Origin of the sequence: Pseudomonas sp. B6002, assembly GCF_013385985.1 — a bacterium.
Taxonomy (GTDB): Bacteria; Pseudomonadota; Gammaproteobacteria; order Pseudomonadales; family Pseudomonadaceae; genus Aquipseudomonas.
This window is the reverse complement of sequence record NZ_JACAOY010000023.1, coordinates 172,267-193,906: the sequence shown is the minus strand read 5'-3', so window position 1 is coordinate 193,906 and position 21,640 is coordinate 172,267. Positions and strand designations below refer to the sequence as shown.

Genomic DNA, 21,640 nt, shown 5'->3' with positions numbered 1-21,640 from the left:
CTTCGGTGCAACATTCAGGTTCATCGACACCAAAAAGCGGCGCGTCCGTGCCCAAACCCTGCGGGAAGTGGAGTTACAGGAAGCGCCGTAGCATACATGACCCCACTCTATCGAGGGAAACCCTGATTGCGCTGCCAGGGCCGTCTGTCGCGGCGCCAGGCATGCGCAGCCATGGGGACTACGCTGTTTAGTGGGGAGCAAGTATTTCTTCAATGAGGTGAGGGGATGGTTGAATCGCAGCGAACTTTAACGAAACCGCAGTTGTATGAGGGACTGATCGACCGATTGGGTCGGGCATTGGATGCCGCAAGAACCGCAGGCCGTTTGCGTGATGAGCGGCCTCTGGAGCTGGAGTTGCGAGGCTTGAGCCAGGCAGAACTTGAACTGATCAAGGTTTACCTGGAATTGAATCACCACCGCGCCTCTCCTGCGCAGGCTTCCCCGCCTGCTCAAGAGCCCTCGCGTTCGGCCAAGGTGATCTGGCTGAAGGACTTGTCTGCCGGCCGCGGCCCGGAAAAGCTCCGAGCCGTTCGGAGCAAGTGAAGCACAGCGTTACCCGTTAGCCTTCTCACTGTGTACTGTCACAGAAAGAGTGTAGGTAAAGATTGTCGCTAAATCCCGTTGCATCTAGGCTTCGGGCATCTATGGAGATGCCCGATGCCTATTCGTTATTTCATTAAACAATTGCTTTTGCCGCCTGGCATTTTCTTGCTGTTGCTGGCGTTTGCCTGGTGGTGCAGAAAGCGCCGGTCGCGCCTGGCCGGTTTCTGCTTTGCCGTGGGGTTTGGCGGGATGTGGTTGATGAGCCTGCCGGTGGTGGTGCAATGGGGCGCGCACGCGCTGGAGACCGAGCCGCCGCTGGCCCGTGAAGAGTGGGCGACGCTGGCCCAGCGGGCGGATGCGATTGTGGTGCTGGGCTCGGGGCGTGAACGTGGCGACCCGGCGTGGGGCAGCGACCAGCCCACCGGTATTGGGCTGGAGCGTCAGCGGTATGCCGCGCGGCTGGCCAAGGCGTCGGGGCTGCCGGTGCTGACCACCGGAGGGTTGCACTATGGCACGCCGCCGAGTGAAGCCGAATTGATGGCCGTGTCGATGAGGGATGATTTCGGTGTAGACGTGCGCTGGAAGGAAGAGCGCAGCCGTACTACCTGGGAAAACGCCCAAATGAGCGCTGAGATTCTATTGCCCCAAGGCATCAAGCGCGTGGTGGTGGTGACCCAGGCGTGGCATATGCCGCGGTCGGTGTGGAGCTTTGAAAAGGCTGGGTTCACCGTGGTCCCAGCACCGGTAGGCTTCCTGGGCGTGGACAACGCCCGGCCGCTGGGCGGCTGGATGCCGGAGTTCGTGTCGGTGTGGCGCAGTGGGCAGTTGATCAATGAGGCGGTGGGGCAGGTGGGTTACCGGCTGTTTTACAAGTAACACCGTAGGGCAAATGTGGGAGCTGGCTTGCCTGCGATAGCATCACCCTGGTGCATCTGATACACCGAGGTGTCTGCATCGCAGGCAAGCCAGCTCCCACATTGGTTGTATGTGTGTCAGTTAGACGGTTTTGGCCATTCGCCCCGCCAGCAACGCCCAGCCAAACAGCCCCAGGCACAGGATGATCAACGGCCACGAACGCCATTGCAGGTACGGCGTGAGGTTGTGCATCGGCACCACTTCGCCATACAGAATGCCGCGTTCGAACTGCGGGATCTGCGCAGTGATCTGCCCAAAGGGGTTGATCAGGCCGGTCACGCCATTGTTGGTGGCGCGGATCATCCAGCGCCCGGCTTCCAGTGCGCGCATCTGCGCCATCTGCAGGTGCTGCAACGGGCCAATGGAGCGGCCGAACCAGGTGTCGTTGCTGATGGTCAGCAGCAAGTCGCTCTGGGCTGAGAGGCCTGCGGCGAACTCCGGGTACACCACTTCGTAGCAGATGAACGGTGCAATCTGATAGCCCTTGGCCTGCAGCATTGCCTGGTCGGACGGGCCGCGAGCGAAGTCCGACATCGGCAAGTCAAAGAAGGCGATCAAGCCGCGCAGCATGTCTTGCAGGGGGACATACTCGCCGAATGGCACCAGCTTCTGCTTGAGGTAAGTGCCGTCGCCTTCACCCACCACCGTGATGCCGTTGAAGTAGCGCTTCTGATGGTGCACTTCCTGGCGAATCGGCACGCCGGTGATCAGCGCGGTGTGCCGGTCGGCGGCAAACTTGCCCATCATGCCCAGGTAACCTTCCACCGACTCCTTGAGCACCGGCACCGCCGTTTCCGGCCACACCAGCAGGTCGACACGCTTGGAGCTGAAGCTCATGTCGCGGTACAGCGCCAACTGCGCGTTGAGCTGTTCCGGGTCCCACTTCATGCTTTGTTCGACGTTGCCCTGGATAGCGGCGACGCTCAGCGGCGCGCCGGACGGGGTGGTCCAGGCATGATGCTTGAGCGCCAGGCCAATCGCCCACGGCGCTACCAACAGCATCAGGCCGGCGCCGATAAAACCGTTGCGCTTGCTTGCCAGCAGGCGCGGCAGGTTGCACAGCACGGCGGCGGTCAGCGCCAGCGCGAAGGAGATCAGCCACATACCGCCCAATGGCGCGAGGCCGGTGAGAGGGCCGTCGAGCTGGCTGTAACCGGAGTAAAGCCACGGGAAACCGGTGAGGAACCAGCCGCGAAACGCTTCCTGGCCTACCCACAACGCTGCAAAGGTCAACGCATCGGCCAGCGGCGCCTCATTGCGCCGCAACCAGCGTGCCCACAGCCAGGCGGGCAGGGCGAAGAACCAGGCAATGGCGGCGGTAAACAGCAGCATCAGGAAACCGGCCAGCAACACCGAAGCGCCGCCGAAGTGGTGGATGCTGTAGTAGATCCAACTGGTGCCGGCGCCAAACAGGCCGAAACCGAAGCACCAGCCACGGCCTAGGGCCTGGCGTGGTGTCAGTTCCCGCAATCCGACATAGAACAGGCCGACCGCCACCAGTGCAAACGGCCACAGGTCGAACGGCGCCAGCGCCAGGGTGGTTATGGCGCCGGCCACCACGGCCAGCAAATTACCGGGCCAGCCGGGGCGGGTTAGGCGCTGCATGTCATTCCTTAGCGGGCAATAGGGGTCAAGCGGATCAAGTGAATACGACGGCTATCGGCATTCAGGATGCGGAAGCGATACGCGCCAATTTCGGTGGTTTCGTTACGTTTTGGCAGGTGGCCAAACGCACTCATCACCAGACCGCCCACGGTGTCGAACTCATCGTCGGAGAATTCGCTGTCGAAGAACTCGTTGAAGTTCTCGATCGGCGTCAGCGCCTTGACCAGGAAATCACCGCTGGGCAGCGGCTTGATGTAGCTGTCTTCTTCGACGTCGTGCTCATCTTCGATGTCGCCGACGATCTGTTCCAGTACGTCTTCGATGGTGACCAGGCCGGCTACACCGCCGTATTCGTCGATCACAATGGCCATGTGATTGTGGTTGGCGCGGAACTCGCGCAGCAACACGTTCAGGCGCTTGGATTCAGGTACGAAGGTGGCCGGACGCAGCAGGTCCTTGATGTTGAAGTTGTCGCCGTTCTCCTTGAGGATCAGCGGCAACAGGTCCTTGGCCAGCAGGACACCCATGACGTCGTCATGGCTTTCGCCGATCACCGGGTAGCGCGAGTGCGCCGAGTCGATCACGGCCGGGAGGAATTCCCGTGGGGTCTGGTTCGCCTTGATGCTGATCATCTGCGAGCGCGGGACCATGATGTCCCGAACCTGCAGGTCAGCCACCTGGATGGCGCCTTCGACGATGGCCAGCGCTTCGCTGTCCAGCAACTTGTTCTGATGGGCCTCGCGCAGGAGCTCCAGCAGCTCCTGGCGGTTTTTCGGCTCGTGGGCAAAAGCCTGGGTCAATTTACCCAGCCATGACTTCTGCCCGTTGCTCGATCGGTCTTCGCTCATAGCGATTACTCTGAATCCTTTATTGTTACAGTTGAGTGTTTTTTAAGCTTCGTCGTCCGCATACGGGTCCGGATGACCCAATTCTGCAAGCAACGTTTGTTCCAGTGTTTCCATTTCCTCGGCTTCGTCATCGTCTATATGGTCGTAACCCAAGAGATGCAAGCAGCCGTGGATGACTAGATGGGCCCAGTGGGCCTCAAGTTCCTTGCCTTGTTCCTTGGCTTCACGTTCCACCACCGGTACGCAGATCACCAGGTCGCCCAGCAGCGGGATATCCAGTAACTCATCCGGTACGTCGGCGGGGAAGGACAGCACGTTGGTCGCGTAATCCTTTTGGCGCCAGGTGTGATTCAGTTCACGGCCTTCGGGCTCGTCTACCAGGCGAATGGTCAGTTCCGAGTCGGCGGTGCGCTGGCGCAGGGCCAGGGCGCACCACTGGCGGAACTGTTCTTCGCTGGGGGCGGGTGCATCGGAGGCGACTTGCAGGTCAAGCTCAAGCATCGTGGCGCACATCCTTGGCGGGGGCGTCGTCACGGTGCTCGAAGCGCTCGTAGGCTTCGACAATGCGCTGCACCAGCGGGTGGCGCACGACGTCCTTCGGCGAGAAGTGCGTGAAACTGATGCCCGGTACGTCCTTGAGCACTTCAATCACATGGCCCAGGCCCGACTTGGTACCCCTGGGCAGGTCAACCTGGGTAATGTCGCCGGTGATAATGGCCGTGGAGCCGAACCCGATACGGGTCAGGAACATCTTCATCTGCTCGACCGTGGTGTTCTGGCTTTCGTCGAGGATGATGAAACTGTTGCTCAAGGTGCGACCGCGCATGTAGGCCAGCGGAGCGATCTCGATCACCTGGCGCTCGATCAACTTGGCCACGTATTCAAAACCAAGCATCTCGTACAGCGCGTCGTAGAGCGGGCGCAGGTACGGGTCGATCTTCTGGGCCAGGTCGCCGGGCAGGAAGCCGAGTTTTTCACCCGCTTCGACCGCCGGACGTACCAGCAGGATGCGGCGCACTTGCTCGCGCTCCAGGGCATCCACTGCACAGGCCACGGCCAGGTAGGTCTTGCCGGTACCGGCTGGGCCGATGCCGAAATTGATGTCGTTGCCGAGGATTGCCTTGACGTACTTCTGCTGGTTCAAGCCCTTAGGGCGAATCATGCCTTTTTTGGTTCGCAGGGCCACGCTGGCTTCGGCCACCGGGTTGTTGGCCAGGTCTTCCACGGCCGATTCCTGCAAGTACAGGTGCACGGTTTCCGGCGACAGCTCACTGCCCTTGGTTTCGCGGTAGAGGCGGCGCAGCAGGTTTTCTGCCGATTTTGTGGGCTGGGTTTCACCGATGAGCTCGAACTGATTGCCGCGGTTGCGGATCTCGATGCCCAGGCGTTGTTCGATCAGGCGCAGGTGCTCGTCGAACTGTCCGCACAGGTTGGCGAAACGGCGAGCCTCAAAGGGCTCGAGGATAAAACGATGGGGTTCTGCAATGGGTGCGTTCAAGGTCGCTTTTAGCCGCCCTTTGGCTGTTGAGGTGAAAGAGAGAATAACGCCAGCTGCTTGTGTGCGAAAGCACTTAAATCGGCTGGCCTCGATCTCAATAACAATGAAGAACCCCTGTGGGAGCTGGCTTGCCTGCGATGAGGCCGGCACATCCAAAATAGAGGCTGTCTGTTACACCGCTATCGCAGGCAAGCCAGCTCCCACATTTGATCTTCATTTGTAGTCAGAGCGTTTGTGTCAGTTGATCAGTGACCCGCGCAGCGAATGGGGTTGCGCCGCATCGATGTGTACATCCGCAAACTGGCCGATCAAGGTTGGATTGTCGCAACGGAAGTTGACGATTCGGTTGTTCTCGGTGCGGCCTTGCAGCTCGCCCGGGTCCTTTTTCGAATAGTCGGTGACCAGGATGCGCTGAATCGACCCGACCATTTGTCGGCTGATCTCGAACCCTTGCTGGTTCAGGCGGTGTTGCAGTGCATTGAGGCGCTCTTTTTTCAGCGCTTCCGGGGTCTCGTCCGCCAAATCGGCCGCAGGCGTACCCGGGCGCTGGCTGTAGACAAAGGAATAGGAGAAGTCGAAACCGACGTCTTCGATCAGCTTCATGGTCTGTTCGAAGTCTTTCTCGGTTTCACCCGGGAAGCCGACGATAAAGTCCGAGCTGATGCAGATACCCGGCACGGCGGCGCGCAGTTTGCGCAGTTTGGATTTGTACTCCAGCGCCGTGTGGTTGCGCTTCATCGCCGCCAGGATGCGGTCCGAGCCCGATTGCACCGGCAAATGCAGGTGTTTGACCAGCTCTGGCACTTCGGCGTGGGCCTGGATCAGGCTGTCGGAGAACTCCAGCGGGTGCGAAGTGGTGTAGCGGATGCGCTCGATACCGTCCACGGCCGCCACCACGCGGATCAGCTCCGCCAGGTCGGCCAGGCGCCCGTCGTGGGTCAGGCCGCGATAGCCGTTGACGTTCTGGCCCAGCAGTGTCACTTCACGCACGCCGTTTTCGGCCAGGTGGATGATTTCCGACAGCACGTCGTCAAACGGCCGGCTGACTTCTTCGCCACGGGTGTAGGGCACCACGCAGAAGGTGCAGTACTTGCTGCAGCCTTCCATCACCGACACATAGGCGCTCGGGCCGTCGATGCGCGGTTCGGGCAAATGGTCGAATTTTTCAATTTCGGGGAACGACACGTCCACCTGCGGCAACTTGCTGATGCGCGCGGCGTCGATCATTTCCGGCAGGCGGTGCAGGGTCTGCGGGCCGAAGACCACGTCGACATAGGGCGCGCGGTCGCGGATGGCGGCGCCTTCCTGGCTGGCCACGCAACCGCCGACGGCGATCACCATGTCCGGGTTGGCCAGTTTCAATTCACGCCAGCGGCCCAGCTGGGAGTACACACGGTCCTGGGCCCGCTCGCGGATCGAGCAGGTATTGAGCAGGATTACGTCGGCATCTTCGGCGCGGGCGGTGACTTCCAGGGCCTGGTGTTCGCCCAGCAGATCGACCATGCGCGAGCTGTCGTACTCGTTCATCTGGCAACCGTGGGTTTCGATGTAAAGCTTCTTGGCCATGGGAATCGTCAACTGGTGGTAAAGAACCGCGCATTATAGGGGGCATGCCCATTGGTTCCTAGCGTTGTGCATCGGGTGCCATGCTATAGTTCGCGCCCTCTTTTATATCCCCGATGTGTTATTCGCCCACCATGACCAAACGTGAAGCTCCAATCTACAAGGTGATTTTCCTCAACCAGGGCCAGGTGTTCGAAATGTACGCCAAGCAGATCTATCAGAGCGATCTGTGGGGTTTCCTGGAGGTGGAAGAGTTCGTCTTTGGCGAGCGCACCCAGTTGGTCGTCGACCCGGGCGAAGAGAAGCTCAAGGCTCAGTTTGAAGGCGTTGTGCGCAGCTTTGTGCCAATGCATTCGATCGTGCGCATCGATGAAGTGGAGCGCCTGGGTACGCCGAAGATCAGCGAGGCCCGGGGCACCAGCAATGTGATGCCTTTCCCGATGCCAATGCCTGAGAAGTAAGGCTTTAGACCGCGTCGCGGCCTTCGCAGGCAAGCCCGCTCCCACATTTGAATGCATTCCAACGTTGGAACTCGGTCAAATGTAGGAGCTGGCTTGCCAGCGATAGCGGTAGAAGGGTTTAGCTGAAATCAGGGGAGGGGTGAGAAGGGCGAACGCCCATCGGCACTCTGCAACTCTTGCAAGTAGTTACGGAAAATCTGGCCCAGCACCTGGGTGGCCACTTCCAGTTCATCGCGCTGCATGTGCTCGGCGACTTCGTCGGCAGTGTCCAGCGCATCTTCAGCGCCGTTGACCGCGGCCATCTTCAGCACGATATACGCCTGAACGTTGTTGGCTGGCACGCCTTCGCCCTTGAAGAACATGTTGCCCAGCTCGAATTGCGCCTGGGCATGGCCCTGCAACGAGGCTTTCTCGAAATAGCTCAAGGCTTTGTTGAGGTCGCGGGCGGGGTTCTTGCTGTCGTGGTAGTACTCGCCCAACTCGTATTGCGCCTGCGCATCCCCGCCGTCGGCCTGTTTCTGGCACGCGCTCAGGGCTTCGGCCTGGCTGTCTGGCTGGGTATTGAGGGTGCAACGACCCATCGCTGGGATTAACAACGAGTTGCCGCCTGCTTGTGCATGTGCCAGCAGCGGCTGAAGGAGCAACAGGCAGCCCAGAACCAGGGTGCGGCCGGTGCGTTTCATGGGAATCGACTTACCTCTGACGGGGCACGCGGACCCTCGGGGGTCCAATAAGCGCGCATTATGAAATAAGCAGGCCTCTGCTTACAAAGTCTTTACTCGTTTTTCTGCTGCGTGGGCAAGTTATCTGCCGGATTGCAGGTGATTTCTCGAAAAATGCAGGAAATCTCTGTAAGCAAAGTAGCAAATCTGACGCTGCCTAGGGCAACGTCAGACTCCATCGTCACTTATTTCAGGGCCGCGAAGGCGCGCTCGGCAGCATCCAGCGTCAATTTCAACTCGGCTTCGCCATGGGCGATCGACGTGAAACCGGCTTCGAAGGCACTCGGCGCCAAGTACACGCCACCTTCGAGCATCAAGTGGAAGAAGCGCTTGAACAGGTCGGCATCGCTGCCCATCACGTCATCGAAGGTAACAATGTCGTCGGCGCCACTGAAGTACAGGCCGAACATGCCGCCCGCTTGAGTGGTCACGAACGGAATGCCCGCGGCGTCGGCGCGCTGTTGCAGGCCGTCGAGCAGGCGGGTGGTGTAGTCGGTCAGCTCGGCGTGGAAGCCCGGGCGGCTGATCAGGCGCAAGGTGGTCAGGCCGGCGGCCATGGCCAGCGGGTTACCCGACAGGGTGCCCGCCTGGTACACCGGGCCCAGCGGTGCGATGTGCTGCATGATCTCGCGCTTGCCGCCGAAGCAGCCCACCGGCATGCCGCCGCCGATGATCTTGCCGAAGGTGCTCAGGTCGGGCGTCACGCCGTAATAGGCTTGCGCGCCACCGAGGGCCACGCGGAAACCCGTCATTACTTCGTCGAAAATCAACACCACGCCGTGCTTGTCGCACTGCGCGCGCAGGCCTTCCAGGAAACCCGGTGCCGGTGGCACGCAGTTCATGTTGCCGGCGACCGGCTCGACGATGATGCAGGCCACGTCCTGGCCCACTTCGTTGAGCATCTGCTCGACGGCGCCAATGTCGTTGAACGGCAGGGTCAGGGTGTGTTTGGCGAACGCGGCCGGTACACCGGCCGAGCTTGGCACGCCTTGGGTCAGCAGGCCCGAGCCGGCTTTAACCAGCAGGCTGTCGGAGTGGCCGTGGTAGCAGCCTTCGAACTTGATGATGCTGTCGCGGCCGGTAAAGCCACGGGCCAGGCGGATGGCGCTCATGGTGGCTTCGGTGCCGGAGCTGACCATGCGCACCATTTCCATCGACGGCACGATCGAGCAGACCAGGTCGGCCATCTCGGTTTCCATGGCAGTCGGTGCGCCGTAGGACAAGCCGTGTTCCAGCTGCTTGCGCACCGCGTCCAGCACGTCTGGGTGGCTGTGACCGAGGATCATCGGGCCCCAGGAACCTACGTAGTCCACATAGCGCTTGTCGTCTTCGTCGGTAACGTAGGCGCCTTCGGCATGCTTGAAGAACAGCGGCGTGCCGCCGACGCTCTTGAACGCACGCACGGGGGAGTTCACACCGCCGGGGATGTGTTTCTGGGCATTGGCAAACAGCGTTTCGGAACGGGACATGATGGGGCTCTCTGAATTCAAACTTGCTTTCTATTTAAGGAGCAGAAGGGCGTTGAACGCACGGGCGCGACGGGTGACTTCCGCGGTGCTGTCGGCACCGAACAGGCCGTGCACCACGGCAAGCAGGTCGGCACCGTGGGCCACCAGCGGCTCGGCGTTTTCCAGGGTCACGCCGCCGATCACGCAGATCGGCAATTGCACGCGGGCGCGGGCCTGGGCGAGCATTTCAACGGTGGCGGCAGGTGCGCCGGGCTTGGTACTGGAATTGAAGAAGCGGCCAAAGGCGACGTAGCTGGCGCCTTCCCGGGCGGCCTGCTCGGCCAGTTCGATCTGGCTGTGGCAGGTGGAACCGATGATCGCCTTGGACCCGAGCAGCGCACGGGCCGGGGTCAGCGGGCCGTCGGTTTGCCCCAGGTGCACGCCGACGCCCAGGCGCGCGGCCAGTTCGGCGTCGTCGTTGATGATCAACTGGGTCTTGTAGCGCGAGCACAGCTCCCGCAGCTTTTCCGCTTCACGCAGGCGCCGGGCTTCGTCGCTGCTTTTGTCGCGGTACTGCAACAGGGCCACGCCGCCGTCCAGCGCCGCTTCGACGTAGGCGAGGAATTTGCCGGCCAACAGTTGGCTGTCGGTAATGGCATACAGGCCACGTAGTTTCATCGGGCAGGCCTCTTAAGTCTTACGAGCAAAAATCCAGCGGCAAGCGGCGCGGCACGAACTGGCCCTGGCCGAGTTGTTCGGCATCACGCAGGGTGCGCCAAGTGTAGTTGAGTGCCGATTGCACGGCGCTCACCAGGCCTTCGCCCTGGGCAATCCGCCCGGCCAATGCGCTGGCCAGCGTGCAGCCCGAACCGTGGTAGCTGCCTGGCAGACGCTGGCAGGTAAAGGTCTGGTGCGTGCCGTCTCGGCTGTAGAGGCGGTTGTGCACTTCGTGCTCGTCGCCGTGGCCGCCGGTGATCAGCAGGTGCTTGATATACGGCAGCAGCTTCTCGGCGCATTCGTCGGCCGTGCCGTCTGGCAGCTCGGCCAGGATGCGCGCTTCGGGCAGGTTCGGCGTGGCGATCAGCGACAACGGCAACAGCCGCTCGCGCATCGCATAACCGACCTCGTCCTTGCCCAGGCTGCCACCGCCACCGGCGCGCAGCACCGGGTCGCACACCACCGGCAGGTGGGGGTGTGCCTGCAGCAGTTCGACCACGGTGTCGACCATCGCCGTGGAGCCGAGCATGCCCAGCTTGACGGCCGCCACTTCGGAATCGCCGAGCACGGCATTGGCCTGGGCCAGTACCCACTCGCGGTCGAGCACGCGGAAATCGCTGACATTGACGGTGTTCTGCACGGTCAGGGCGGTGACGGCCGGGGCCGCATGGCAACCCTGGGCGAGCAGGGCTTCGATATCTGCCTGCAAGCCGGCGCCACCACTTGGGTCGTGGCCGGAGAGACAGAGGACAACGGGGCGAGAGCTGTAGATATTCATGGTGCGCGAGCTTACCACCAAACGCTTTTTGCGTGGCTGTCTGGCGAGGGGGGAATTTCACCGCCTGCCAGTCAGGGTTTGTGGCTGTTTGTCAGCCCGTTTTGATGCCGAAAAAGTCGCTGAAAGTGCTGTTCTAGAGCCTTTCAAAAAATTATTTCAATGGTGTCTAATGGCCTGTACCGGCTATGCTAAAGTGGATCCAAACAACTTAATGTATCGCCGGTATACGTCTTCTCAAAAGGAATGGGGGCTTTTGACAGAACCGGACAGGCCACGCTGGGGCTCTATGCGCTATTTGCTGATCTTACTATTGTGCGGGCTGCCGATGCTCGCCAGCGCCATCGAGTTCGACCAGGGCACTCGCAGCCTGCCGCTGGGCCGGGTCATGCAAGTGCTGGAAGACCCCACCGACGCCCTCACCATCGCCGACGTCAGCTCCCCTGCCTACGCTTCAAAATTCAAGACCCATGACAAAGCCACCCTCAATGCCGGCTATTCGCGCTCGGTGTTCTGGCTCAAGGTCGACCTGCATTACGTCGCCAAGGATGCCCGCGCCCCGCGCACCTGGTTCCTGGAACTGGCCTACCCGCCGCTCAATCGCCTGGACCTGTACCAGAACGATGGCACCGGCAACTATCGCCTCACTACTCGCACCGGCAGCGCGCTGCCGTTTTCCAGCCGGGAAGTGCGCCAGAGCAACTACCTGTTCAAGCTCAACTTCGTGCCCGACCAGCAGGAAACGATCTACCTGCGCCTGCAAAGTGAAGGCTCGATCCAGGCGCCATTGACGCTGTGGGCCGGCACCGCCTACCTGGAAGAACAGCCGCTGCGCCTGTACGTATTGGGCGCGATCTATGGCGTGCTGCTCGGCATGTTGATCTACAACCTGTTCATCTACCTGAGCGTGCGCGACACCAGCTACCTCTATTACATCTTCTATATTGCCTCGTTCGGCCTGTACCAGTTGTCGGTCAATGGCGTGGCCGTGGAGTACTTCTGGCCAAACAACCCGTGGTGGACGAACGCGGCGGTGCCGTTCCTGATCGGTTCGGCAGCGCTGTTTGGCAGCCTGTTTGCGCGCAGCTTCCTGCATACCGCGCAGCACAGTCGTTGGCTGGATCGGATCCTGCTGGGGCTGGCCGCCTGTGGTGGGCTGGTGATGGCCCTGGCGCTGTTGACCAGTTACGCCGTGGCGCTGCGCCTGGCCACCGGCTTGGCGCTGGTGTTCACCGTGACCATCTTTGTCGCCGCGATCAAAGCCTGGTGCTGCGGCCAGCGCATGGCGCGCTATTTCATCATCGCCTGGTCGGCGTTCCTGCTGGGCGGGGTGGTCAACACGATGATGGTGTTGGGCTACTTGCCTAATGTGTTCCTCACCATGTACGCCAGCCAGATCGGCTCGGCCATCGAAGTGGCGTTGCTGTCCCTGGCCCTGGCCGACCGCATCAACGGCATGCGCGAGCAGCAGGCGCAGATCCTCTTCGACGCCAGCCAGAAGCTTGAAGTGCTCAACCAGGAACTGGCCCGCAGCAATCGGCTCAAGGACGAGTTCCTGGCCACCCTGACCCACGAACTGCGCACCCCGATGAATGGTGTGATCGGCTCCCTTGAGCTGATGCAGACCGTGCCGCTGGGCGATGACCTCGCGCAATACCAGCAAACGGCCGCTGGCTCGGCGCGGGACATGATGCGCATGGTCAACGGCATCCTCACCCTCACCGAACTGCAGGCCGGCCGCCTCAGCGCCCAGGCCCAGGTCTTCAGCCTGCGCGGCGTGCTCGACACTTTGCGCCAACAGTTCAACGCCAGCGCCCAGAGCAAGGGCCTGGCGTTTTCCATTGACGTGGCCGACGAGTTGCCGGACCGCGTGATGGGCGACGCCGACAAACTGGTCCAGTGCCTGGACTGCCTGCTGGACAACGCCTTCAAGTTCACCCATGAAGGGGTCGTGCGCCTGCGCGTGGTGGGCGTCCCGCACAGTGATGGCAGCTTGCGCCTGAGTTTTATCGTCACCGATACCGGCATTGGCTTTGCGTTCCTCGACGAAGCCACCCTGTACCAGCGCTTCTTCCAGCTCGATGGCTCGACCACCCGTGAATACGGGGGGCTGGGGATTGGCCTGGCGATCTGCCGTCAGTTGATCGAGCTGTTGGGCGGGCGGCTGACCCATCATTCCGAGCCGCGCAAGGGCAGTCGGTTCCAGTTGGAAGTGAGCGTCTCCCAGGTCGCGCCCGAGCCCAAGACCACCGGGCCGGAGCCATTCAGTCAGCGTGCGCCCCAGGAGTGCGCGGTACTGCTGGTGGATGACAACAGCGTGGGCCAGTTGGCCGTGCGCGGCATGCTGCTCAAGCTTGGCTATCGGGTCAAAACCGTGGACAACGGCCCGGCTGCCTTGGCGATCTTGCAGAGTGAAACCTTCGATGCTGTGTTACTGGATGTGCCAGAAGGCGGCTTCTCACTGTGTTGTCAGATCCGCGCCTTGCCGGGCTGTGGCGAACTGCCGGTGATTGCCTTGAGCACTTCGTTACAGGCCCCGGAACGCGAGCGTTGCCATGGCATTGGCGTGACGGATCGCCTGGCCAAGCCGGTGCGGTTCGAGGCGTTGCAGGCGGTGCTGGAGCGCCGTTTGTTGTGCCCGCTAGAGGGCGAAAGCGCCGAGCATTAGGCGCGTATGCCACTTTTTTAAGGGGGGTGACGGTGCTTAACTGAAAAACGGGCCCAACTGAACGCGGCCTTTTTTCCAGGAGGCCCGTCATGAACCTGCATCAATTTGCCGAAACCCACGACGTCACCAACCAGCCCCCGTCGCTCGACGGCACCAACCTGTACCGCGTCGACTTGCCCCTGCAGGAATGGTCGCGCCGCTTTGGCGCCGGCTGGGCCGAGGCGCGTATAGACGCCTACGGTGCGCTGGCCGGTGGGCCGTTGATGGAGGCCGGGTTCCTGGCGAACCAGAACAAGCCGGTGTTCAACAGCCATGACCGGTATGGTCATCGGGTCGATCTGGTCGAGTTTCACCCCGCGTACCACGAGCTGATGCGCACGGCGGTTGAACATGGCCTGCCGTCGTTGCCGTGGGCCCATCCGCAGTCCGGTGCCCATGTGGCCCGCGCCGCCATGACCTACCTGCACAGCCAGGCGGAAGCCGGCACGGGCTGCCCGCTGACCATGACCTTTGCCTGCGTCCCGGCCCTGCGTCTGCAACCGGACCTGGCGCAGGCCTGGCTGCCGAAAATCCTCAACACCCAATACGACCCGCGCAACGTTGGCATCGCCCACAAGGCGGGCGCCACCATTGGCATGGCCATGACCGAGAAACAAGGCGGCACCGATGTGCGCGCCAACACCACCCGCGCTTATCCCGTGGGCGCGGGCGGCCCCGGGCAGGCCTACGAACTGGTGGGCCACAAGTGGTTTTGCTCGGCGCCGATGTGCGATGCCTTCCTGACCCTGGCCCAGACCGACAAAGGCCTGACCTGTTTCCTGCTGCCCCGGCACCGCCCGGATGACACGCGCAACGAATTTTACATCCAGCGCCTGAAGAACAAGCTGGGCAATTGCTCCAACGCCTCCAGCGAAGTGGAGTTCCGTGGTGCCCTGGCCTGGATGATCGGCGAAGAAGGCCGGGGCGTGCCCACCATCATCGAAATGGTCGCCATGACCCGCTTTGATTGCATGGTCGGCTCCAGCGCCCTGATGCGCCAGGCGTTGACCCAGGCCAGCCATCATTGCGCCCACCGTTCGGTCGGCGGGCGTGTGCTCAGCGAGCAACCGCTGATGCAAAACGTGCTGGCCGACCTGGCCCTGGAAAGCGAGGCCGCCCTGGCCTTGAGCATGCGCATGGGGCGCGCACTGGATCACCTGGGCGATGAGAGGGAGGCCAAGTTCGCCCGGCTGGTGACGGCGGTGGGCAAGTATTGGATCTGCAAGCGGGCGCCGGCGATGATCAACGAGGCGGCCGAATGCATGGGCGGTGCGGGTTATGTGGAAGACAGCATCCTGCCGCGCCTCTACCGTGAGGCACCGGTGAATTCGACGTGGGAAGGTTCCGGCAACGTGCAATGCCTGGATGTATTGCGAGCACTGTCGAAAGAACCCGGTGTGTTGGAGGCCTTGTTCGTCGAGCTGGGGGACGGGCATGGCGACAAGCGGCTGGCGCGGCAGATCGAGCAGTTGAAGTCGGCTTTCATGGACACCCAGGACATTCAATACCGCGCACGGCAATTGACCGAGGACATAGCCGTGGCGTTGCAGGCCAAGCTGTTGCTGGAGGCCGGGAATGCGGCAGTCAGCGATGGCTTCATTGCAAGCCGCCTAGGCGAATCGTCAGGCCGGGTATACGGCACCTTGCCGCGCGGCGTGGATGCAGAAGCCATCGTCACCCGCTCAACCCCCACTTTCTGATCGCCGCCCCCCTGTAGGAGCCGGCTTGCCGGCGATGAGGCCCTTGAATTCAATACACGACTTGAGGCCGCCATCGCCGGCAAGCCGGCTCCTACAAGGTGAGGTGTTTCCAACGCCGGTGTTTCGGTGAAGCTGGGATACAGGCAAGATGAAGGCCTGCACGTCAGAACACAGGATGCTTACCGTGACCGAAGCTTTTGTTGTCGTTCAAACCGCCGAGGAAGCCGTGGATCGGCTGGCGGCTCTGCATGAGCGTGCTACCGGCGCGCTCAACCAAGCCCTCAAGCGATACCTCAAAGACCGCGTCGAGCCCGACGCCGAACAACGTGCGCTGTTTCGCTACCCGGAACTGCGCCTGACCTACCACTGCCACGGCGAAGTCCCACAGACCACCCGGGCGTATGCCAAGGTCCAGTTGCCGGGGACCTACAGCGTCACCGTCACCCATCCCGGCGCGTTTCGTAAATACTTGCTGGAGCAACTGGTGCCGCTGATGCACGACTTCACCGTGACGGTGGAAGTGGGCGTCAGCGAACAGAACATTCCCTACCCGTACGTGGTGGAGCAGGGCGACGAGCTGGCCGGCTCCGGCGTGACCGCAGCGACCCTGGCCCGTGTGTTCCCGAGCACCGACCTGTCGGCGGCCACCGATGGCATCGCCGACGGCCTCTACGACTGGGAAAACACCGACCCGCTGCCCTTGGCGCTGTTCGATGCGGCCCGCGTGGACTTCTCCCTGCGCCGCCTGGTGCACTACACCGGCAGCGACTGGCGCCATGTGCAGCCGTGGATCCTGTTGACCAACTACCACCGCTACGTTGACCAGTTCATCCTGCATGGCCTGGAACAACTGCGCAGCGACCCGCGCTTTATCCGCATGGTGCTGCCGGGCAACGTGGTGATCGACAAGTCCATGGACCATGGCGAAGCCTCTGCCATCGCCGCGGGCGTGGTCTGGCACCGTTACCAGATGCCGGCCTACCACCTGCAGGCCAGCGATGGCCATGGCGTGACCCTCGTAAACATCGGCGTTGGCCCGTCCAATGCCAAGAACATCACCGACCATCTGGCCGTGCTGCGTCCGCATTGCTGGCTGATGATCGGCCACTGCGGCGGCCTGCGCCAATCCCAGACCATCGGCGACTACGTGCTGGCCCACGCCTACATGCGCCGCGACGGGATTCTCGACCGCGTGGTGCCGCCGAACATCCCGATCCCGGCCCTGGCCGAAGTGCAGCTGGCCTTGCAGCAGGCGGCGGCCAACGTCACCGGCGAAAAGGGCGAAGAGCTGAAAAAACGCCTGCGCACCGGCACCGTGTTGACCTACGACGACCGCAACTGGGAACTGCGCTGGGCCCAGGAGCGTCCGCTGATCAACCTGTCGCGCGCCGTGGCCGTGGACATGGAAAGCGGCACCATCGCCGCCCAGGGCTATCGCCTGCGGGTGCCGTACGGCACGTTGCTGTGCGTCTCGGACAAACCGCTGCACAGCGAGATCAAGCTGCCGGGCTCGGCCAACGCGTTCTATGAGCGTGCGGTGAGCCAGCACTTGAAGATCGGCATCGAGGCGGTGGATCTGCTGCGCACCGAACTCAACTCGTTGCACTCGCGCAAACTGCGCAGCTTCGACGAGCCGCCGTTCCGCTAGTCGGGATGGTCATTTAACGGTCAGGCCACTAGCATTGTCGGTCCTGACCGTTAGATGTACCGAAGCCATGTCCCGTTCCACTCGTCCCGATTCGCGCCGCCCTGGCGTGAAACCTCCGTATTCCGCTGCACGCCGTGTCGCCAAGGCGCCACCGGCCGAGCCCAAATTGATCCTGTTCAATAAGCCGTTCGACGTGCTGACCCAGTTCAGCGACGAAGGCGGGCGCGCGACACTCAAGGACTTCATCAACATCCCCGGCATCTACCCGGCCGGTCGCCTGGACCGCGACAGCGAAGGCTTGTTGCTGCTGACCAATGATGGCCAGCTGCAGGCGCGCATTGCCGATCCCAAGCACAAGCTGGCGAAAACCTACTGGGTGCAGGTGGAAGGCGAGCCGACGGAGGAACAACTGCAACGCCTGCGCGAGGGCGTGGAGCTTAACGACGGTATGACCTTGCCCGCCGAAGCTCGGCAGTTGGATGAGCCTGAGCTATGGCCGCGCAACCCGCCGGTGCGCTTTCGCAAGAGCGTGCCCACCCATTGGTTGGAGTTGGTGATTCGGGAAGGGCGCAACCGCCAGGTTCGGCGCATGACCGCCGCCGTGGGTTTGCCGACGTTGCGCCTGGTGCGTGTGCGTATCGGTGACTGGTCGATCGCCGGCCTGGACCAGGGCCAGTGGAAGGAAGTGCCGGCGCGCTTATAAAGCGCCGGACTCGATCAGGCCGATCACCACGCTTTTGATGATGAACGCGGCCACGCCCAGCCCCAGCACAAAGAACAGGATGAACGAGCCAAAGCGCCCGGCCTTGGACTTCTTCGCCAGGTCCCAGACGATAAAGCCCATGAAAATGATCAGAATGGTGACCAGGCCGGTCATCATCCATTCTTCAAACAGGGCGGGGTCGATGTTGTTCATGCGGGAATTTTTCCGACAAGGCAGGCGGGAAAGTATACGGCAGTGTTACAGGCACAACATTGACCTGCGTCGTGGCGCGGCCAATGTGGGAGCTGGCTTGCCTGCGATAGCATCACCTCGGATAGGCTGATACACCGAGCCGCCTGCATCGCAGGCAAGCCAGCTCCCACATTGGTTATGCGGCGGTCTTAAGTGCGCAGGTGCGTCAGCGGCAATTCGGTGCTGTTGAGCACCTGGTTCAGCACAAAGCTGGAGCGCACGCTGGTCACGCCTTCAATGCGGGTCAGGTGGCCCAGCAGCAGTTTCTGGTAGTGGTCCATGTCCGGCACCACCACTTTCAACTGGTAGTCGGCATCCATCCCGGTGACCAAACTGCATTCCAGCACCTGGGGCAGGGTGCGAATGGCGGCTTCGAAGTTCTCGAAACGCTCGGGCGTGTGGCGGTCCATGCCGATCAACACATAGGCCGTGAGGCTCAAGCCGAGCATCTTGCGGTCGAGCAGCGCGACCTGGCGGGCGATGTAGCCGTCGTCCTCCAACTGCTTGACCCGGCGTGAGCAGGGCGATGGCGACAGGCCGATACGCTCGGCCAACTCCTGGTTGGAGATCCTCGCGTCGCGCTGCAATTCCGCCAAAATACTCAGGTCGTATCGGTCAAGCTTGCTCATTGGGTTGGCCTTTGTCGTAACTATTGCGGTTAATTATCTATGAAGGGTTAAAAATTGCGCAAGCACTGTTTATTGACGCAATCTTCGCAATCATCTGCCGGGCGCTCGCGGGTATCTTTATCAACAGAATCACCGCCTGGACAACAGTCCACTGCAGCCCGCCCAATCAGGCCCGCTGCGGCCGCCACCCCAGCAGGGTTGAGCCGGCCTCCAGGCTGCACACTGTCCACAAGACGGCGTGAGGTGAGCCAACGTCAAAAGCGTTGAGCCAGGACGAAATTCTCAAGGGGTGGCCGACGGGTCACCCCTTTTTCTTTGCCTTCAGAAAATTGTTCTCGTGACTGATAACCTGTCTTAGAACCGGGTGAGGCTTTTCCAGTCTCATGGTATGAGGCCGGACACTCTAGGCCCTAATCCGCAGTGAGGAATAGCATGAAGCGCATCTGGCGTATGGCAGGTGTAGGTTTGCTGATGATCAGCGTCGGCACGCAAGTGATGGCCGACGACCCACGCTCTGAAGGCGGTGGTCAGCATGAACGAGGGCCCGAAGGCGGGCGGCAAGGCAACGAACCGCCGCGACCGCAGAACAACCAACCGCGACCTGAGAATAATCAGCCGCGCCCTCAGAACCCTCAACCGCGGCCTGAAAACAATCAGCCGCGTCCGCAGAATCAACATTTCGAAAACAACCCGCCACGCCCGCAGAACGAGCATTTTGATCGCGGCGAGCAGCGTGGCGGTGGGCAATGGCAAGGGCGCCCGCAAGGCGCCGAACAGCCTCGGCCTGCGCCGCAACCGGCCCAGCCGGCCAACAACCTGCCTATCCAGGGACGCCCGGATACCGTGCGCCAAACCCAGGAACCGCGCCAGGGTTACTACCAGGACATCCCGCGCCGCAACGACGGCAACCCGCATTGGCAAGGCGGTAACGGCCCAGGCCCGCGCCCGGGAGGCGGTTTCAACGGCCACCCCAATGACGTTCGCTGGCCGGGCCGCCCGGATGGCCACGGCAATGGTTGGGGCCCGGGGCCCCAATATCGCCCGGGGTACACCGTCGACCGCTTCACCGACCGCAACTACCGCGTGCCGTACCGTGGCCAGGATTACTTCTTCTCCGGTGGCTACTGGTACCGTCCCCAAGGCCCGCGTTATGTGGTGGTGACGCCGCCTTACGGCATCCGCGTGCAATACCTGCCCGATTATGCTCGGGAAGTGTGGGTGGGCAGTGCGCTGTTCTTCGTCGCCGCCGGTGCCTATTACACCTACGAAACCAGCTCGCAGCAGTACGTGGTGGTGCAACCGCCTGCACAGCCGCCGGCGCCCCAGGGCAATGGCTATGACGTAGTCGCCTATCCCACCAATGGCCAATCACCGGCCCAGGTGCAGCAGGACGGCTACGACTGTTATCGCTGGGCGGTGCAGCAAAGTGGTTTTGACCCGCAGGCAGTGACCTACGCCCCGGATCCAGCGGTGGTGCAAACCTACCGCCAGGCCCAAGGCAACTGCCTGAGCAGTCGCGGCTATCAGGTGCAGTACTAGGCCTTGTTGCCCGTGACCACCTCCCGCGGGTCGGCGTGCACCAGCACTTCGGCACGCGGGTAGGCTTTGTGAATGGCGTCGGCGGCCTGGTCGCTGATGCCATGGGCCACTGACAGCGTCAATTCTCCTGGCAACTCCAGGTGCAGTTGCACAAACCAGTGGCTGCCGGAAATCCGCGTGCGCAGGTCATGCGCGCCCAACACCCCCGGAACGCCACGCGCCAGTTCCAACATGTGCTGGCTCACGTCCGGTGGCAGTTCCTCATCCATCAACACCGCGAAGCTTTCCCGGGCAATCTGGATAGCACTCCACAGGATGTAGGCCGCGATCCCGAGACCAAACCAGGCGTCCACCTGATTGAACCCGAAACCGGCCAACACCAACGCCACCAGGATGCTGCCATTGAGCATCAGGTCGGAGCGGTAATGCAGCGAGTCAGCCCGCACCGCGTTGGAGCCGGTTTCGCGGATCACTCGGTGTTGCAGCATCAGCAACGCCACGGTCATCACCAGGGAAAACACGATTACCCCGATGCTCAACCACGGCGCACCGACGGGCTCCGGGTGCTGCAAACGTTGATAGGCCTGGAAGGCGATCAGCACCGCACTGCCGGCGATAAACAGCGCCTGGGCCATACCCGACAACGATTCCGCCTTGCCATGCCCGTAACGGTGATCGTCATCGGCCGGGCGCAGCGCGTAATGCACCGCCAGCAAATTCAGCAGCGAGGTCACGCCGTCCAGCAGTGAGTCGGTCAACCCGGCGAGCATGCTCACCGAGCCGCTGAGCCACCAGGCGATGGCCTTGGTGATAATCAGCGCACAGGCCACGCCCACCGAGGCGCGCGTCGCCAGGCGCAAAAGCCGGGCGTGTTCGGGGCTGCTGGTCATAGGCGGGTCGAATCCTTAGGCGGCGGGTTTCAGGCCCAGGGAGGCGAGTTGCTGCACGCTGCCCTTGAACTGGATCATGCGCGGGTCGTCCAGCGGCAGGCGGTGGCCGGTTTCTTTCTGGATGATGGTTTGCAGCTTGGCGTTGTCGACCTTGCCGTCGGCGCCGATGGCTTCGTGGAGTTTTTCCGGAGCCACCTGGGCGGTCTTGCCCGGCTCGAAATAGATGGCGCCGGTGGCGAAGTCCACGCCGAACGCGATCAGGCCCGGGATCACATAGAACAGCAAGCCGATGGCATCGAGCACGGCGACGGTGGGGTCGATCTTGCCGTCGATCTGGCCACGGCGGTCGGGGAAGAAGATCGAGCCGCAGGCCGTCAACTGGCTCAGCAAGGTGACGGTGAGGACACCGCCGATGATGCGGGAAGCGATACGCATGGAGACTCTCCTGGACACTGTTAATACGAAACTATAAGCCAG

Annotated in this window: 21 protein-coding genes; 8 read left to right on the top strand and 13 right to left on the bottom strand. The window is 62.0% G+C overall.

Annotated features, from left to right (window positions below):
* Positions 1–225: 225 nt before the first annotated feature.
* Both HX792_RS24655 and HX792_RS24650 read left to right on the top strand, forming a co-directional pair.
* Entirely contained in the window at positions 226–543 is a 318-nt protein-coding gene (locus tag HX792_RS24655) for a hypothetical protein (RefSeq protein ID WP_176998523.1), read from the top strand.
* Positions 544–657: 114 nt separating this feature from the next.
* Entirely contained in the window at positions 658–1,419 is a 762-nt protein-coding gene (locus tag HX792_RS24650; protein WP_176998522.1) for a YdcF family protein, read from the top strand.
* A 120-nt stretch (positions 1,420–1,539) separates the two neighbouring features.
* Here the strand turns inward: HX792_RS24650 and lnt are convergent, their stop codons facing one another.
* The 5 genes from lnt to miaB form a co-directional block, all read right to left on the bottom strand.
* Positions 1,540–3,063: an apolipoprotein N-acyltransferase gene (gene lnt / locus HX792_RS24645; protein ID WP_176998521.1), complete on the bottom strand. Its 1,524-nt coding sequence runs from the start codon at positions 3,061–3,063 to the stop codon at positions 1,540–1,542.
* Between the two features lie 8 nt (positions 3,064–3,071).
* The gene (locus HX792_RS24640) at positions 3,072–3,911 is read right to left on the bottom strand and encodes an HlyC/CorC family transporter (RefSeq protein ID WP_176998520.1); all 840 of its coding nucleotides are present in this window, start codon (positions 3,909–3,911) and stop codon (positions 3,072–3,074) included.
* A 42-nt stretch (positions 3,912–3,953) separates the two neighbouring features.
* Positions 3,954–4,412, bottom strand: a complete 459-nt coding sequence (ybeY, locus tag HX792_RS24635) for an rRNA maturation RNase YbeY (protein WP_176998519.1) — start codon at positions 4,410–4,412, stop codon at positions 3,954–3,956.
* Positions 4,405–5,409, bottom strand: a complete 1,005-nt coding sequence (locus HX792_RS24630; RefSeq protein ID WP_176998518.1) for a PhoH family protein — start codon at positions 5,407–5,409, stop codon at positions 4,405–4,407. The genes ybeY and HX792_RS24630 overlap by 8 nt, the downstream gene beginning before the upstream one ends.
* 237 nt (positions 5,410–5,646) lie before the next feature.
* Positions 5,647–6,975 carry a tRNA (N6-isopentenyl adenosine(37)-C2)-methylthiotransferase MiaB gene (miaB, locus tag HX792_RS24625; RefSeq protein WP_176998517.1) on the bottom strand — a complete coding sequence of 443 codons (1,329 nt, stop codon included), beginning with the start codon at positions 6,973–6,975 and terminating at the stop codon, positions 5,647–5,649.
* A gap of 131 nt (positions 6,976–7,106) precedes the next feature.
* Between miaB and HX792_RS24620 the strand changes: the two genes are divergently transcribed.
* On the top strand, positions 7,107–7,433 hold the full coding sequence (locus HX792_RS24620; protein ID WP_003194436.1) for a DUF1820 family protein: 327 nt from the start codon (positions 7,107–7,109) through the stop codon (positions 7,431–7,433).
* A 128-nt stretch (positions 7,434–7,561) separates the two neighbouring features.
* Here the strand turns inward: HX792_RS24620 and HX792_RS24615 are convergent, their stop codons facing one another.
* The 4 genes from HX792_RS24615 to HX792_RS24600 form a co-directional block, all read right to left on the bottom strand.
* On the bottom strand, positions 7,562–8,116 hold the full coding sequence (locus tag HX792_RS24615; protein WP_176998516.1) for a tetratricopeptide repeat protein: 555 nt from the start codon (positions 8,114–8,116) through the stop codon (positions 7,562–7,564).
* 224 nt (positions 8,117–8,340) lie between these two features.
* The gene (hemL, locus tag HX792_RS24610; protein ID WP_176998515.1) at positions 8,341–9,624 is read right to left on the bottom strand and encodes a glutamate-1-semialdehyde 2,1-aminomutase; all 1,284 of its coding nucleotides are present in this window, start codon (positions 9,622–9,624) and stop codon (positions 8,341–8,343) included.
* A 30-nt stretch (positions 9,625–9,654) separates the two neighbouring features.
* Complete coding sequence (gene thiE, locus HX792_RS24605) at positions 9,655–10,281, bottom strand: thiamine phosphate synthase (protein ID WP_176998514.1); 627 nt, start codon at positions 10,279–10,281, stop codon at positions 9,655–9,657.
* A gap of 19 nt (positions 10,282–10,300) precedes the next feature.
* Positions 10,301–11,098: a hydroxymethylpyrimidine/phosphomethylpyrimidine kinase gene (locus HX792_RS24600; RefSeq protein ID WP_176998513.1), complete on the bottom strand. Its 798-nt coding sequence runs from the start codon at positions 11,096–11,098 to the stop codon at positions 10,301–10,303.
* Positions 11,099–11,384: 286 nt separating this feature from the next.
* Between HX792_RS24600 and HX792_RS24595 the strand changes: the two genes are divergently transcribed.
* The 4 genes from HX792_RS24595 (at position 11,385) to HX792_RS24580 (ending at position 17,853) form a co-directional block, all read left to right on the top strand.
* The gene (locus HX792_RS24595) at positions 11,385–13,763 is read left to right on the top strand and encodes a hybrid sensor histidine kinase/response regulator (RefSeq protein WP_176998512.1); all 2,379 of its coding nucleotides are present in this window, start codon (positions 11,385–11,387) and stop codon (positions 13,761–13,763) included.
* An 89-nt stretch (positions 13,764–13,852) separates the two neighbouring features.
* Entirely contained in the window at positions 13,853–15,502 is a 1,650-nt protein-coding gene (locus HX792_RS24590; protein WP_176998511.1) for an acyl-CoA dehydrogenase family protein, read from the top strand.
* Positions 15,503–15,650: 148 nt separating this feature from the next.
* Positions 15,651–17,150, top strand: a complete 1,500-nt coding sequence (amn, locus tag HX792_RS24585; protein WP_176998510.1) for an AMP nucleosidase — start codon at positions 15,651–15,653, stop codon at positions 17,148–17,150.
* 67 nt (positions 17,151–17,217) lie between these two features.
* Positions 17,218–17,853, top strand: a complete 636-nt coding sequence (locus HX792_RS24580) for a pseudouridine synthase (protein WP_256349897.1) — start codon at positions 17,218–17,220, stop codon at positions 17,851–17,853.
* On the opposite strand, the gene HX792_RS24575 is transcribed toward HX792_RS24580, so the two are convergent.
* Together HX792_RS24575 and HX792_RS24570 are read right to left on the bottom strand one after the other, a co-directional pair.
* A complete protein-coding gene (locus HX792_RS24575) occupies positions 17,848–18,057 on the bottom strand; it encodes a DUF2788 domain-containing protein (RefSeq protein WP_025999909.1) in 210 nt (69 codons plus the stop codon). The two genes, HX792_RS24580 and HX792_RS24575, sit on opposite strands and share 6 nt — an antisense overlap.
* 197 nt (positions 18,058–18,254) lie before the next feature.
* Positions 18,255–18,734, bottom strand: a complete 480-nt coding sequence (locus HX792_RS24570; protein ID WP_003194418.1) for an Lrp/AsnC family transcriptional regulator — start codon at positions 18,732–18,734, stop codon at positions 18,255–18,257.
* Positions 18,735–19,166: 432 nt separating this feature from the next.
* On the opposite strand from HX792_RS24570, the gene HX792_RS24565 reads away from it, so the two are divergent.
* On the top strand, positions 19,167–20,273 hold the full coding sequence (locus HX792_RS24565; RefSeq protein ID WP_176998509.1) for a DUF6515 family protein: 1,107 nt from the start codon (positions 19,167–19,169) through the stop codon (positions 20,271–20,273).
* On the opposite strand, the gene HX792_RS24560 is transcribed toward HX792_RS24565, so the two are convergent.
* Together HX792_RS24560 and HX792_RS24555 are read right to left on the bottom strand one after the other, a co-directional pair.
* Complete coding sequence (locus tag HX792_RS24560) at positions 20,270–21,163, bottom strand: cation diffusion facilitator family transporter (RefSeq protein ID WP_176998508.1); 894 nt, start codon at positions 21,161–21,163, stop codon at positions 20,270–20,272. The genes HX792_RS24565 and HX792_RS24560 overlap by 4 nt on opposite strands.
* A gap of 15 nt (positions 21,164–21,178) precedes the next feature.
* Positions 21,179–21,598 (bottom strand): polyribonucleotide nucleotidyltransferase, encoded by a 420-nt coding sequence (locus HX792_RS24555; protein WP_176998507.1) that lies wholly within the window; start codon positions 21,596–21,598, stop codon positions 21,179–21,181.
* Positions 21,599–21,640 lie beyond the last annotated feature (42 nt).

Bases quoted from the DNA above. Each gene is read 5' to 3' on its own strand.
- HX792_RS24655 (WP_176998523.1), top strand. From the start codon at position 226: ATGGTTGAATCGCAGCGAACTTTAACGAAACCGCAGTTGTATGAGGGA.
- HX792_RS24650 (WP_176998522.1), top strand. From the start codon at position 658: ATGCCTATTCGTTATTTCATTAAACAATTGCTTTTGCCGCCTGGCATT.
- lnt (WP_176998521.1), bottom strand. From the start codon at position 3,063: ATGCAGCGCCTAACCCGCCCCGGCTGGCCCGGTAATTTGCTGGCCGTG.
- HX792_RS24640 (WP_176998520.1), bottom strand. From the start codon at position 3,911: ATGAGCGAAGACCGATCGAGCAACGGGCAGAAGTCATGGCTGGGTAAA.
- ybeY (WP_176998519.1), bottom strand. From the start codon at position 4,412: ATGCTTGAGCTTGACCTGCAAGTCGCCTCCGATGCACCCGCCCCCAGC.
- miaB (WP_176998517.1), bottom strand. From the start codon at position 6,975: ATGGCCAAGAAGCTTTACATCGAAACCCACGGTTGCCAGATGAACGAG.
- HX792_RS24620 (WP_003194436.1), top strand. From the start codon at position 7,107: ATGACCAAACGTGAAGCTCCAATCTACAAGGTGATTTTCCTCAACCAG.
- HX792_RS24615 (WP_176998516.1), bottom strand. From the start codon at position 8,116: ATGAAACGCACCGGCCGCACCCTGGTTCTGGGCTGCCTGTTGCTCCTT.
- hemL (WP_176998515.1), bottom strand. From the start codon at position 9,624: ATGTCCCGTTCCGAAACGCTGTTTGCCAATGCCCAGAAACACATCCCC.
- thiE (WP_176998514.1), bottom strand. From the start codon at position 10,281: ATGAAACTACGTGGCCTGTATGCCATTACCGACAGCCAACTGTTGGCC.
- HX792_RS24600 (WP_176998513.1), bottom strand. From the start codon at position 11,098: ATGAATATCTACAGCTCTCGCCCCGTTGTCCTCTGTCTCTCCGGCCAC.
- HX792_RS24595 (WP_176998512.1), top strand. From the start codon at position 11,385: ATGCGCTATTTGCTGATCTTACTATTGTGCGGGCTGCCGATGCTCGCC.
- HX792_RS24590 (WP_176998511.1), top strand. From the start codon at position 13,853: ATGAACCTGCATCAATTTGCCGAAACCCACGACGTCACCAACCAGCCC.
- amn (WP_176998510.1), top strand. From the start codon at position 15,651: ATGAAGGCCTGCACGTCAGAACACAGGATGCTTACCGTGACCGAAGCT.
- HX792_RS24580 (WP_256349897.1), top strand. From the start codon at position 17,218: ATGTCCCGTTCCACTCGTCCCGATTCGCGCCGCCCTGGCGTGAAACCT.
- HX792_RS24570 (WP_003194418.1), bottom strand. From the start codon at position 18,734: ATGAGCAAGCTTGACCGATACGACCTGAGTATTTTGGCGGAATTGCAG.
- HX792_RS24565 (WP_176998509.1), top strand. From the start codon at position 19,167: ATGAAGCGCATCTGGCGTATGGCAGGTGTAGGTTTGCTGATGATCAGC.
- HX792_RS24560 (WP_176998508.1), bottom strand. From the start codon at position 21,163: ATGACCAGCAGCCCCGAACACGCCCGGCTTTTGCGCCTGGCGACGCGC.
- HX792_RS24555 (WP_176998507.1), bottom strand. From the start codon at position 21,598: ATGCGTATCGCTTCCCGCATCATCGGCGGTGTCCTCACCGTCACCTTG.